The organism is Pseudomonas sp. 102515, assembly GCF_031085165.1.
In the GTDB taxonomy this organism is placed as follows: domain Bacteria; phylum Pseudomonadota; class Gammaproteobacteria; order Pseudomonadales; family Pseudomonadaceae; genus Chryseomonas.
The window spans coordinates 270,286-283,214 of sequence record NZ_JAVHTY010000003.1 but is presented as its reverse complement, the minus strand read 5'-3'; the positions used below and the strand labels follow the sequence as shown (position 1 = coordinate 283,214).

The window sequence follows — 12,929 nt, the reverse complement described above, 5'->3', positions numbered from 1 at the left end:
AGTTGTCAGGTTGCGCTAAGGGGGCCGTAAGGCAAGACGCCTTAGCCTGGGCTCATCGCGTCGGCTGTCCTGTCCCGGCGCCCCTCGCTTCGGATGAGCCGCCATGACCGATCTGTCCCAGAGCACTGCCCCGCGTCAGCTGGACGAGCCTTTCCTGCCGTTCTCCCGGCCCAGCATCGGTGCCGAGGAAGTGGCCGCGGTGAGCCAGGTGCTGACCTCGGGCTGGATCACCACCGGGCCCCAGGCCAACCTGCTGGAAGAGCGCTTCGCCGATTCGGTGGGCGCCGCCCACGCCGTGGCCCTGTGCTCGGCCACTGCCGCCATGCATGTGACCCTGCTGGCGCTGGACATCGGCCCGGGCGACGAGGTGATCACTCCCTCGCTGACCTGGGTCTCCACCGCCAACATGATCACCCTGATCGGCGCCACCCCGGTGTTCGTCGACGTCGACCGCGACACCCTGATGGTTTCCGCCGAGCAGGTGGCCGCCGCCATCACCCCGCGCACCAAGGCCATCGTGCCGGTGCACTACGCCGGTGCCAGTTGCGACCTGACCCCGCTGCGCGCCCTGGCCCGCGAGCATGGCGTGGCGCTGATCGAAGACGCCGCCCACGCCGCCGGCACCCGCTACCAGGGCGAGCCCATCGGCCAGCGCGGCACCGCCATCTTCAGCTTTCACGCCATCAAGAACCTGACCTGCGCCGAAGGCGGCATGCTGGTGACCGACGACGCCACCCTGGCCGAGCGCGTGCGCCGGCTGAAATTCCACGGCCTGGCGGTGGATGCCTTCGACCGTCAGACCCTGGGCCGCAAGCCCCAGGCCCAGGTGCAGGAACCCGGCTTCAAGTACAACCTCTCGGACATCCACGCCGCCCTGGCGCTGGTGCAGCTGGATCGCCTGGGCGACATCAACAGCCGCCGCCGGCTGCTGGCCCAGGCCTACACCCAGCGCCTGGCGCACCTGCCGGTCGCCCCTCTGGCGCTGCCCGGCTACGCCCAGACCCACGCCTGGCACCTCTACATCCTGCGCATCTGCCCCGAGCGCTGCGGGCTGGAGCGCGAAGCCTTCATGGCCGGCCTCAAGGCGCGTGGCATCGGCACCGGCATCCATTTCACCGCCACCCACCTGCATCCCTGGTACCGCGAGCGCTGGCCGGCGCTGGCGCTGCCCAACAGCGAATGGAATTCGGCACGGCTGTGCTCCATCCCGCTGTTTCCCGACATGACCCTCGCCGACGTCGACCGCGTGGTCGGCGCCATCGAAGACCTGCTGGAGAAAGGCGCATGAAGCCCTATGCCATCGACCGGGTATCCGTGGTGATTCCCGTCTACAACGAAGAAGCCAGCCTGCCGGAATTGCTGCGCCGCACCCGCGCCGCCTGCCGCCTGCTGGATTGCCAGGTGGAGATCATCCTGGTCGACGACGGCAGCCGCGACCGCAGCGCCGAACTCCTGCAGCAGGCCGCCAGCGAGCCGGACAGTCCCGTCGTGGCGGTGCTGCTCAATCGCAACTACGGCCAGCACTCGGCGATCCTCGCCGGCTTCGAGCAGGCCCGGGGCGATCTGATCATCACCCTGGACGCCGACCTGCAGAATCCGCCGGAAGAGATCCCGCGCCTGGTGCACACCGCCGCCCAGGGCTACGACGTGGTCGGCACCGTGCGCCAGCAGCGCCAGGATTCCTACCTGCGCACCCTGCCGTCGCGGCTGATCAACCGGGCCGTGCAACGTTCCACCGGCGTCGCCATGCGCGACTACGGCTGCATGCTGCGCGCCTATCGCCGCCAGGTGGTGCAGTCGATGCTGGCCTGCCACGAGCGCAGCACCTTCATTCCGATCCTGGCCAACAGCTTCGCCCGCCACACCACCGAGATCGAGGTGGCCCACGCCGAGCGCGAACACGGGGATTCCAAGTACGGCTTCCTCAAGCTGATCAACCTGATGTTCGACCTGCTGACCTGCATGACCACCACCCCGCTGCGCATGCTCAGCCTGTTCGGCGGTGGCCTGGCCGTCTTCGGCTTCCTCTTCGCCGCGCTGCTGCTGGTGCTGCGCGTCACCCACGGCGCCGAGTGGGCGGCCGATGGCGTGTTCTCGCTGTTCGCCGTGCTGTTCATCTTCACTGGCGCCCAGTTCGTCGGCCTCGGTCTGCTCGGCGAGTACCTCGGCCGGGTGTACCACGACGTCCGTGCCCGGCCCCGGTTCCACGTGGAACAAGTGATCCGCGCCGCCACCCTTTCTCCTTCGCCGGCGCCGCTGCGCCAGGTCCAGTAACAGGAAAGCCCCTGATGAAAACCGCCATCGTCTTCGCCTACCACGACATCGGCTGCGCCGGCCTCGCCGCGCTGATCCAGGCCGGCTATCCCCTCGCCGCCGTCTTCACCCACCCGGATGACCCGAGCGAGAATCGCTTCTTCGGTTCGGTGGCCCAGCTCTGCGCCCGCCATGGCATCCCGGTGCACGCCCCGGAAGACGTCAACCACCCGATCTGGGTCGAGCGCATCCGCGCCCTGGAGCCGGATTTCATCTTCTCCTTCTATTACCGCAACCTGCTGTCCAACGACGTCCTGGCCTGCGCCAAGCGTGGCGCCTACAACCTGCACGGTTCGCTGCTGCCGCGCTATCGCGGTCGCGCCCCGGCCAACTGGGTGCTGGTCAATGGCGAGAGCGAGACCGGCGTGACCCTGCACCGCATGGTCCAGCGCGCCGATGCCGGCGCCATCGTCGCCCAGCAGCGCGTCGCCATCGCCGCCGACGACACCGCCCTGACCCTGCACGCCAAGCTGCGCGAAGCCAGCCAGACGCTGCTGCGCGACAGCCTGCCGGCCCTGGCCGAAGGTCGTCTGGTCGAGCGCGAGCAGGACGAAAGCCAGGCCACCACCTTTGGCCGCCGCAGCGCCGCCGATGGCGAGCTGGAGTGGAGCCGTCCGGCCGCCGCGCTGGCCAACCTGGTGCGCGCCGTGACCCAACCCTATCCGGGCGCCTTCGGCTGGATCGGTGACCGCAAGCTGATCGTCTGGAGCGCCCTGGCCCGCCAGGAAGCCCATGACCAGGCCCCCGGCAGCGTGCTGAGCCTGGAGCCGCTGCGCATCGCCTGTGGCGAGGGCGTCCTAGAAATCCAGGCCGGCCAACTGGGCGACAACGGCCTCTATCTGTCCGGTCCGCAACTGGCCCGCGAAGCCGGTCTGGTGGCCGGTGCCCGCCTGCATCGCCAGGATCGCCGCGCCAAGCGCCGCACCCGGGTGCTGATCCTGGGCGTCAACGGCTTCATCGGCAACCACCTGTCCGAGCGCCTGCTGGCCGACGGCGAGTACGAGGTCTATGGCCTGGACATCGGCTCCGACGCCATCGAGCGCCTCAAGGCCAATCCGAACTTCCACTATGTGGAAGGCGACATCTCCATCCACACCGAGTGGCTGGAATACCACATCAAGAAGTGCGACGTGGTCCTGCCGCTGGTGGCCATCGCCACCCCCATCGAATACACCCGCAATCCGCTGCGCGTGTTCGAACTGGATTTCGAGGAAAACCTCAAGATCGTTCGCCACTGCGTTAAGTACAACAAGCGCGTGATCTTCCCGTCCACCTCCGAGGTGTACGGCATGTGCCAGGACGAGCGTTTCGACGAAGACCGCTCCAACCTGGTGGTCGGCCCGATCAACAAGCAGCGCTGGATCTACTCGGTCTCCAAGCAGCTGCTCGACCGGGTCATCTGGGCCTACGGCGCCAAGGGCCTGAAATTCACCCTGTTCCGCCCGTTCAACTGGATGGGTCCGCGCCTGGATCGCCTGGACTCGGCGCGCATCGGCAGTTCCCGCGCCATCACCCAGCTGATCCTCAACCTGGTGGAAGGCACCCCGATCAAGCTGGTCGACGGCGGCGCCCAGAAGCGATGCTTCACCGACGTCGACGATGGCATCGAGGCGCTGTTCCGCATCATCGAGAACCAGGGCGGTCGCTGCGACGGCCAGATCGTCAACATCGGCAACCCGGACAACGAAGCGAGCATCCGCGAGCTGGCCGAAGAGCTGCTGGCCCAGTTCGAGGCCCATCCGCTGCGCCACGAATTCCCGCCCTTCGCCGGCTTCCGCGAGGTGGAGAGCAAGAGCTTCTATGGCGACGGCTACCAGGACGTGGCCCACCGCAAGCCCAGCGTGGAAAACGCCCGCCGCCTGATCGACTGGCAGCCGACCACCGCCATGGCCGCCACCGTCGGCAAGACGCTGGACTTCTTCCTGCGCGAAGCCATGGCGCAGCGGGAGGCCTGATGAACACCCTGATCCCGGCCAGCCTGCGCATCGACGTGGACACCTATCGCGGCACCCGCGAAGGGGTACCGCGACTGCTCGACCTGCTGGACGAAGCCGGGGTCAAGGCCACCTTCTTCTTCAGCGTCGGGCCGGACAACATGGGGCGCCACCTCTGGCGCCTGGTGAAGCCCACCTTCCTGTGGAAGATGCTCCGTTCCAAGGCCGCCAGCCTCTATGGCTGGGACATCCTGCTGGCCGGCACCGCCTGGCCGGGTCGGCCCATCGGCCGCGACCTCGGTCACCTGATGCGCGAGACCCGCGCCCGTGGCCACGAGGTCGGGCTGCACGCCTGGGACCACCACGCCTGGCAGGCCCATACCGGCAGCTGGAGCCTGGAGCGCCTGGGCGCCGAGTTCGGCCGTGGCCTGCAGGCCCTGGAAGACATCCTCGGTACCAAGGTCGACTGCTCCGCCGCCGCCGGCTGGCGTGCCGATCCACGCGTGGTGCTGGCCAAGGAAGCCTTCGGCCTCAGGTACAACAGCGATTGCCGCGGCAGTGCGCTGTTCCGCCCGCGACTGGGCAACGGCAGCCACGGTACCCCCCAGGTGCCGGTGGACATGCCGACCTTCGACGAGGTGGTCGGCCCGGAGCTGGCCGCCGGTGACTGGAACAACTATCTGCTCAAGCGCTTCCGTCCGGGGGCGCTCAATGTCTACACCCTGCACGCCGAGGTGGAAGGCATCGCCTTCGCCGAGGACTTTCGCGCCCTGCTCAAGGCCGCGCGGGAGGAAGGCGTCCTCTTCCTGACCCTGGGCGATCGCCTGCCGGCCGATCCGCGCCAGTTGCCCGCGGGCAACCTGGTGCGTGGCAGCCTGGCCGGCCGCCAGGGCTGGCTAGGGGTCCAGGCATGAGTCGGCGTCGCCTGTGGATGCTGCTGCCGCTGGCGCTGCTGGCCTATGCCTTGCCGCTGGCCTGGCGCGGCCTGTGGATTCCGGACGAGTCGCGCTATGCGCAGATCGCCCAGGAGCTCTGGCGGCGTGGCGACTGGGTGGTGCCGCACTTCCTCGGCTTGCCCTATTTCGAGAAACCCATCGGCGGCTACTGGACCCAGGCCATCGCCCAGGCCTGGCTCGGTGACTCGCTTTTCAGCGTACGCCTGGTGCCGCTGCTGGCCAGTCTGGCCACCGCCGCCCTGGTGGTGCGCCTGACCCGGCTGATCTGGCAGGACCGCCCGCTGGCGCTGCTCGCCGGGGTGGTCTATCTCTCCTGCGTGGCCGTGGCGGGCCTGGCCACCTACGTGACCCTCGACGCCCAGTTCGCCTTCTGGATGGCCCTGGCGCTGCTCGCCCTCTGGCAAGCCCAGGCCGCCGAGACCCGCGGCGCGGCCCTGGGGCAGTGGGCGCTGCTAGGGCTGGCCTGTGGCTGCGGCCTGCTGACCAAGGGCTTTCTCGCCCTGGTGCTGCCGGTGCTGGTGGCCGTGCCCTTCTTCCTCCTGCAGCGGCGCCTGGGCGAGTTGCTCCGCCGCGGTCCCCTGGCGGTGCTGGTCGCGATCCTGGTGGTGGCGCCCTGGGCGCTGCTGGTGGCCCAGCGCGATGCGGATTTCTGGAATTTCTTCTTCTGGCACGAGCACATCCAGCGCTTCGCCGGCCAGGATGCCCAGCACGAGCGGCCGTTCTGGTTCTATGGCCCGGTGCTGCTGCTGGCCATCCTGCCCTGGGCCGGCCTCCTGCCGCGTACCCTGGGCCGGACCTGGCAGGAGCGCCGCCATGCCGGTACCGCCTTCCTCGGCATCGCCGTGGTCGGCCAGCTGCTGTTCTTCAGCTTCAGCCGCGGCAAGCTGCCCACCTACCTGCTGCCGACCCTGACCGCCCTGGTGCCGCTGCTGGCGCGCACCCTGCTGGAGGCGGGCCGGCGCGGCGCCACCGGCACCCTGCGCCTGAACGGCCTGTGCAACCTGTTGCTGGGCATGGCCGGCGTGGCCGCCCTGCTGGTCTATGGTGGCCGGCTCTATGCCGCCGGCGAGAGCCTGACCCACGCGCTGGCCCTGCTGGCGCCCCTGGCGCTGCTGCTGGCCGGCCTGGCCGCCCTGGTCTGGCCGCGGCGCACCCTGCTGGCACCGGCCCTGGCGCTCTGGGTGCTGCTGCCGCTGCTGTCCATCGCCCTGCCCAACGGCCTGGTCGACAACAAGCTGCCGAGCACCTTCATCCAGGCCCAGCTCGGCCACTTCAAGAATGCCGGCCTGCTGGTCAGCAACGACCTCGGCGTGGCCGCCAGCCTGGCCTGGGCCACCCACCGCGACGACGTCGTGCTGGTGGGCGGTCCGGGCGAACTCAAGTACGGCTTCACCCGCGAGCCCGCCAGCGGGCGCCTGATCGAGGAGCGCGACCTGGCCGCCTGGCTCGCTGCCCATCGTGATCAGGGTCCGGTGGCCATCCTGCTGCGGGTCGACGGGCCCAGCGATCGCCAGTTGCTCGACAGCCTGCCCGAGCCCGGCGAGAGCATCGCCAGCGAGCGCCTGGTGCTGCTGGTCTATCCGAGGCCGGCGCCATGACGGCCCTCGACGGCCTGCTGATCGCCGTGGTGATCGGCCTCACCAGCGCCGGCCAACTGGGCCAGAAGCGCGCGGTGGCCGCTGGCAACGCCCTGGCCGCGCGACTGCGCTCGCCATGGCTGTGGGGCGCCCTGGTCTGCCTGGGCCTGGCCCTGCTGGTCTGGTGCGCGGTGCTGCAGCGGGTGCCGGTGGGCGTCGCCTATCCCCTGCTCTCGCTCAACACCCTGGCGGTGACCCTGCTGGCCCGCCTGGTGTTCGGCGAGGCGGTGGATGCCCGCGCCTGGTGTGGCTGCCTGTGCATCGTCGCCGGCGCCGCGCTGCTGGGCGGCCAGCTATGAACGGCCTGTTGCCGCTCGGCCTGAGCATCCTGCTCACCACCCTCGCGCAACTGTCTCTGCGCGCCGCCCTGGTGCGGCTGCCGGCGATGGCCACGTGGCTGAGCACACCGTCGGCGCTGTTCGGCGCGGCCGGGCTGCTGCTGGCCCTGGGCATCCTCTGCTACGGCCTGTCGCTGCTGGCCTGGCTGGCGGCCCTGGCGCGCCTGCCGCTGGGCCGCGCCTATGCGGCGCTCGGCCTCTCCTACGTCTTCGTCCACCTCGGCGCGGCCTGGCTGCCAGGCGCCGCCGAATCCTTCACCCCCTGGAAAACCCTGGGCGTCGCGCTGGTCGTGGCCGGCGTCGCCCTCGTCGGCGGGCCCCGCGCCAGCGCCGCTCCCACCCTGAGGAATACCCTATGAACATCAGCGTTTTCGGCATCGGCTACGTGGGTCTGGTGCAGGCCGCCGTGCTGGCGGAAGTCGGCCACCAGGTGGTGTGCATGGACATCGACCGCGCCAAGATCGACAAGCTCAAGCGCGGCGAGGTGACCCTCTATGAGCCGGGTCTGGAAGAGCTGGTGCGCAGCAACCTGGCCGCCGGCCGCCTGGTGTTCACCCACGAGGCCGCCGAAGCCGTGGCCCATGGCGCCGTGCAGTTCATCGCCGTCGGCACCCCGCCGGCCGCCGATGGCTCGGCCGATCTGTCCGCCGTCTTCGCCGTGGCCGAGACCATCGCCCGCCTGCGTCGCGAGCCGCTGATCGGCCAGCCGGTCTCCCGCGATCCGCTGCTGGTGGTGAACAAGTCCACCGTACCGGTGGGCACCGGCGACCGCGTCCGCACACTGATCCACGAGGTGCTCGCCGAAGAGGGTCGCACCCTGCACGTGGAGGTGGTCTCCAACCCGGAATTCCTCAAGGAAGGCGCCGCCATTGCCGACTGCAAGAAGCCCGATCGCATCGTGGTAGGCACCGACTCGCCGGTGGCCCGCGACGTGATGCGCGAACTCTATGCGCCCTTCAACCGCAACCATGACCGCATCCAGTGCATGGACCTGCGCAGCGCCGAGCTGGCCAAGTACGCCGCCAACAGCCTGCTGGCGGTCAAGATCAGCTTCATCAACCAGATCGCCGAACTCGCCGAGCACGTCGGCGCCGACATCGAGGCGGTGCGCCAGGCCATCGGCGCCGATCCGCGCATCGGCCACCATTTCATCTACCCGGGCTGCGGCTACGGCGGCTCCTGCTTCCCCAAGGACCTGCAGGCGCTGATCCGCACCGGCGAGGAAAACGCCGTGGAGCTGGACCTGCTGCGCGCCGTGGAAGCCATCAACGTGCGCCAGAAGACCAAGCTGTTCGAGCGCATCAATACCTACTTCGACGGTGACCTGCGCGGTCGCACCTTCGCCCTCTGGGGCCTGGCCTTCAAGCCCAACACCGACGACATGCGCGATGCGCCCAGCCGGGTACTGATGGAAGCCCTGTGGGCGGCCGGCGCCAAGGTGCGCGCCTTCGACCCTGTGGCCATGGCCGAGGCCCAGCGCCTCTATGGCCACGACGAGCGCCTGGCGCTGATGGGCACTCCCGAGGCGGCCCTGGCCGGGGCCGATGCCCTGGTCATCTGCACCGAGTGGCAGCAATTCAAGGCGCCGGACTTCGACCTCATCGCCCGCCAGCTCAACCAGCCGGTGATCTTCGACGGTCGCAACCTGTTCGATCCCGAGCGCATGGAGCGCCGCGGCATCGAATACTTCGCCATCGGGCGTGGCGCCGCCCTGGGCGGTCCCCAGGTCACCCGCCGCGTGGACGCCGCCTGATGGTCTCGCCCATGCCCCTGACCCCACGCAGCGCGCCCCTCGCCACGCTGCCGGCGGCCAGTCGCCTGCGCCGCGAAAGCCTGCTGCTCGGGGTGGTCGCCACCCTGATGTTCACCCTCGGCATCTGGAACCAGGCGCCCCAGGGTTTCGACGGTCGCTGGGCGGTCTTTCTCGGCGAGATGTTCCGCCATGGACCGGCCTTTTTCGCCACCACCTACGGCCAGCCCTATCCGGACTATCCCGGCACCGCCACCTGGCTGAGCTGGCTGGCCGCGCGGGTGATCGGCGCGCCCAATCACCTGGCCAATGTCCTGCCCACCGCCCTGGCCTCGGCCGCGGTGCTGGCGCTGACCTATCGGCTGCTGGCCGACACCCGCCGCGCCTGGGCGCTGCTCACGGTGCTGCTGGTGGCCCTGACCCCGCAGTGGCTGGAAAAGGCCCGCGCGGTCTGCCTGGACCAACTGGTCGCCCTGGTGGTGGTGCTGTGCTTCTACCTGCTCCATAGCGCTGATCGCGACGATCGCCCACTGCGCCGCCTGCTGGTGCTGCCGCTGTTCGCCCTGGGCTTCGCCATCCGCGGACCGCTGGGGCTGATCGAGCCCTGCGGCGTGGTCTGCCTCTACTGGCTGGTGGTCGCCTGGGGTGAACCGGCCCGCCGCACCTTCGCCCTGCAGCGCCTCTTCGGCTATGGCCTGGCCGGTCTGGCCCTGCTCGCCCTCGGCTGGTGGACGCTGATCCAGCTCGCCCACCACGAGGGCGGGGCGGACTTCGCCGCCGAGGTATGGCACATGCAGGTCAGCGGCCGGCTGGACGAAAGTGGCAAGCCGTTCTGGTTCTATCTGCAGCTCGGGCTCTATCGCTATCTGCCGGTGCTGCCCCTGGCGCTGCTGGTGCTGGTGGCCGAGCGCCGCCGCCTGCTCGCCTGGCCGCACACCGCCCAGCGCCGTCTGCTGCTGGGGCTGGCCGGCAGTGGTCTGCTGATCCTGGTCGGGCTGTCCATCCCGCATTTCAAGCGCGCCTACTATGTGGTGCCCATGGTGCCCTTCCTGGCCGCCATCGCCGCCCATGGCCTCTTGCGCGCCGCGGGCGGGTTCCGCCGGATCGCGCCACTCTACACGGTGCTGGTGCTGGCCCTGCCGGGGCTGGCCCTGGTGGCCATGCTGGTCTGTCGTCACCTCTGGCAGCGCCACGGCTACTGGCCGGATATCTCCCTGGCGCTGCTGGTACCGGTCTTCGTCGCCCTGCAGATCGCCGCCCTGGTCAGCTGGCGTCGCCTGCACGGCAACCGCCGCTTGCTCACGCTGAGCGCCCTGGCGCTGGCCGCCCAGTGGCTGATGCTGGTCACGGTGGTGGAGCCGGCCCAGGACCTGCAGTACGACACCCGTGGCTTCGTCCAGCAGGTGGAAGGCCTGCGCCAGCAGCAGCCGGGTCCCTTGGTGTTCTTCGGCCTCGGCCAGGACAGCTGGGCGATCCGCTACATGATGAACCTGGACCACGACGAGCAGCCGATCTTCATCGCCCGGCCGCAGGTCGCGGACCTGGCGCACCTGCCGTCCGGCGCCTGGATCATCCTCGCCCGCGACGACCGTGAACTGCTGGCGGGCACCCCGCTGGCCAACCTCACCCCGGTGCTGGGTCGCCGCCTCAACGGCAATCCCTGCCTGGTGTATCGCCTGCCCTGAGGCCCCCGGAGCCGACCTAGAGCTGTTCATAATCTCGCGAGCTAGAGCCAAACAAGGCGAGAAGGCTTGAGGAAGCGGAGTTTACAGATTGTAAATGAGCATTCCGAAAGCCTTTTCAACGTAGTTTGGCCGACGCGCAGCAGATTATGAGCAGACTCTTAGCGAGCGGCTCCGGCTTCTCGCGAGAGCTCCAGGATGCGGTTGCGCCCCTGCTCGGCGACCAGGTAATGACCGTCGCCGCGCGGGATCAGGGTCTGCGCCGAGCGCAGGTGCGAGAGCACCGTGACCAGGCGGCCGTCGGGCTGCACCAGCAGCACCCGGGCGCCGTGGGTGGCGTCTTCGGTGATCCACAGGCCGTCGGCCGAGCACTGCACGAAACCGGGGGCGTCGAGGCCCGCGGCGACCAGGGTATCGGTACCCCCGGCCTGCCACTGCTTGACCCAGCCCTTGGCCTTTTCGGTATAGAACAACCGGCCATCCGGGCAGCGCGCCACCCCTTCGCCTTCTTCCAGGCCGTCGCGCAGCACCGCCAGGCGACGCTGCACCGGGTCGTAGCTGAGCAGGCGACCGCGCGGCAGGTCCTCGATGGCATAGAGGGTCTGGCCATCGGTGGCCACGCCCTCGACGTCGTTGCCGTCGAACAGGGCCTGGCGCTGGCCATCGCGCAGGAGAAACACCGGCAGCGGTCCGCCTTCCTGGCTGACCACCAGGCCGCCCTGGAACATGACCAGGCCATCGGGCTTGGACAGCTCGCCCAGCACCGGCTGGCGTTCGCCGCTGGGCAGCAGCCGCAGGAGGCTGCCGCGGCGACTGGAGAACTCCTGGGTCACGAACAGGCTGCCATCGACGTCCAGGGCCAGGGCGCTGACCATGGGGATGTCGGCGGCGACTTCCCGGTAGCGCCAGCCCTCGGCCGCACTGACCGGATGGAAATGTCGCCAGGCCGGATAGGCGAAGCCCGCGGCCAGCACGGCGACGCCCAGCGCCAGACCCTGGCGCCAGCCCAGGCGCGGAACACGTCCCATGGCGACCTCTCGAGGTTGGGGATGACCCTGCAGTCTAGCGGCCCACGCGTGAAGATTCCGTCGCCGACACCCTGGGTGAGGGTGCCGGCGGGGAGCGGCCTCAGGCGGTGAGGAAGGCCTCGGTCAGCTTGACCCAGTAGCGCGCGCCCACCGGCAGCAGGGCGTCGTTGAAGTCGTAGGCCGCGTTGTGCAGGTTGGCGCTCGGGCCATTGCCGACGAACAGGTAGCAACCGGGCACCTGCTGCAGCATGTAGGCGAAGTCCTCGCTGGCCGGGATGGGCGCGAAGGGATGCAGGGCCTCGGCGCCGAAGTGCTCGACCGCCACCTGGCGGGCGAAGGCGGTGGGGCCGTCGTGGTTGACCAGCACCGGATAGCCGCGCTGGTAGTCCAGTTCGGCAGTGGCGCCGAAGCTTTCCGCCTGGGCGCGCATCAGGGCGCCGATGCGTTGCTCCAGCAGGTCGCGGGTGCTGTCCTGGAAGGCGCGGATGGTGAGCTTCATCTCCACCGCATCGGGGATGACGTTGGAGGCCTCGCCGCCGTGGATGCTGCCCACGGTGATCACCGCGGTGTCCAGCGGCGCCACGTTGCGCGAGACCACGGTCTGCAGCGCCATCACCGTGGCCGCACTGGCGACGATGGGGTCGACCGCCTTGTCCGGCACCGCGCCGTGGCCACCCTGGCCGCGGATGCGCAGGAGGGCGGTGTCGGACGAGGCCATGGCGGCGCCGTCGACGAAGCAGAACTTGCCGGTGGGCACACCGGGCATGTTGTGCAGGCCGAACACCTGGTCGCAGGGGAACAGCTCGAACAGGCCGTCCTGCATCATCTTCAGGGCGCCGCCCAGGCCTTCCTCGGCCGGCTGGAAGATCAGGTGCAGGGTGCCGTCGAAGGCGCGGGTCTCGGCCAGGCAACGGGCGGCGGTGAGCAGGGTGGTGGTGTGGCCGTCGTGACCGCAGGCGTGCATGCGGCCCGGGTGCTGGCTGGCGTAGTCGAGGCCGGTGGTTTCCAGGATCGGCAGGGCGTCCATGTCGGCGCGGATGCCCAGCACCTTGCTGCCGCTGCCGGCGCGCAGGGTGCCGACCACCCCGGTGCCGCCCAGGCCGCGATGGACCTCGTAGCCCCAGCCGGCGAGGGCGGCGGCCACCAGGTCGCTGGTGCGCTGTTCCTGGTAACCCAGCTCGGGATGGCGGTGGATGTCGCGGCGCAGGGCGACCATGTCCGGCAGGTAGCCGGCGATATGACGGGCGGTGGCGTCTTGATCCGCAGCGGTGGCAAGGCTCATGGCGATCTC

General features: G+C 69.7%; 11 protein-coding genes. 9 read left to right on the top strand and 2 right to left on the bottom strand.

Annotated elements, in window-relative coordinates:
- Positions 1-139 precede the first annotated feature (139 nt).
- The 9 genes from arnB to RCF34_RS12565 are packed head-to-tail and all read left to right on the top strand — an operon-like array spanning position 140 to position 10,613.
- Positions 140-1,288 carry a UDP-4-amino-4-deoxy-L-arabinose aminotransferase gene (gene arnB, locus RCF34_RS12605; protein WP_308708974.1) on the top strand — a complete coding sequence of 383 codons (1,149 nt, stop codon included), beginning with the start codon at positions 140-142 and terminating at the stop codon, positions 1,286-1,288.
- Positions 1,285-2,274 carry an undecaprenyl-phosphate 4-deoxy-4-formamido-L-arabinose transferase gene (gene arnC, locus RCF34_RS12600; RefSeq protein WP_241807518.1) on the top strand — a complete coding sequence of 330 codons (990 nt, stop codon included), beginning with the start codon at positions 1,285-1,287 and terminating at the stop codon, positions 2,272-2,274. Before arnB ends, arnC begins: the two co-directional genes overlap by 4 nt.
- Positions 2,275-2,288: 14 nt before the next feature.
- On the top strand, positions 2,289-4,268 hold the full coding sequence (gene arnA / locus RCF34_RS12595; RefSeq protein ID WP_374941182.1) for a bifunctional UDP-4-amino-4-deoxy-L-arabinose formyltransferase/UDP-glucuronic acid oxidase ArnA: 1,980 nt from the start codon (positions 2,289-2,291) through the stop codon (positions 4,266-4,268).
- 11 nt (positions 4,269-4,279) lie between these two features.
- Positions 4,280-5,161, top strand: a complete 882-nt coding sequence (gene arnD / locus RCF34_RS12590; protein ID WP_308708972.1) for a 4-deoxy-4-formamido-L-arabinose-phosphoundecaprenol deformylase — start codon at positions 4,280-4,282, stop codon at positions 5,159-5,161.
- Positions 5,158-6,801 (top strand): lipid IV(A) 4-amino-4-deoxy-L-arabinosyltransferase, encoded by a 1,644-nt coding sequence (gene arnT, locus RCF34_RS12585; protein ID WP_308708472.1) that lies wholly within the window; start codon positions 5,158-5,160, stop codon positions 6,799-6,801. The genes arnD and arnT overlap by 4 nt, the downstream gene beginning before the upstream one ends.
- Positions 6,798-7,139, top strand: coding sequence for an EamA family transporter (locus tag RCF34_RS12580; RefSeq protein WP_308708471.1), 342 nt, complete (start codon positions 6,798-6,800; stop codon positions 7,137-7,139). Before arnT ends, RCF34_RS12580 begins: the two co-directional genes overlap by 4 nt.
- Positions 7,136-7,537 carry a 4-amino-4-deoxy-L-arabinose-phosphoundecaprenol flippase subunit ArnF gene (gene arnF, locus RCF34_RS12575; RefSeq protein ID WP_017639274.1) on the top strand — a complete coding sequence of 134 codons (402 nt, stop codon included), beginning with the start codon at positions 7,136-7,138 and terminating at the stop codon, positions 7,535-7,537. Before RCF34_RS12580 ends, arnF begins: the two co-directional genes overlap by 4 nt.
- Positions 7,534-8,931, top strand: coding sequence for a UDP-glucose/GDP-mannose dehydrogenase family protein (locus tag RCF34_RS12570; protein ID WP_308708470.1), 1,398 nt, complete (start codon positions 7,534-7,536; stop codon positions 8,929-8,931). Before arnF ends, RCF34_RS12570 begins: the two co-directional genes overlap by 4 nt.
- Positions 8,931-10,613: a glycosyltransferase family 39 protein gene (locus RCF34_RS12565; RefSeq protein WP_308708469.1), complete on the top strand. Its 1,683-nt coding sequence runs from the start codon at positions 8,931-8,933 to the stop codon at positions 10,611-10,613. Before RCF34_RS12570 ends, RCF34_RS12565 begins: the two co-directional genes overlap by 1 nt.
- Before the next feature lie 158 nt (positions 10,614-10,771).
- Here RCF34_RS12565 and RCF34_RS12560 read toward each other — a convergent pair whose 3' ends face one another.
- Both RCF34_RS12560 and RCF34_RS12555 read right to left on the bottom strand, forming a co-directional pair.
- Complete coding sequence (locus RCF34_RS12560) at positions 10,772-11,638, bottom strand: hypothetical protein (protein ID WP_308708468.1); 867 nt, start codon at positions 11,636-11,638, stop codon at positions 10,772-10,774.
- A 100-nt stretch (positions 11,639-11,738) separates the two neighbouring features.
- On the bottom strand, positions 11,739-12,920 hold the full coding sequence (locus RCF34_RS12555; RefSeq protein WP_308708467.1) for a M20 aminoacylase family protein: 1,182 nt from the start codon (positions 12,918-12,920) through the stop codon (positions 11,739-11,741).
- Between the last annotated feature and the right edge of the window lie 9 nt (positions 12,921-12,929).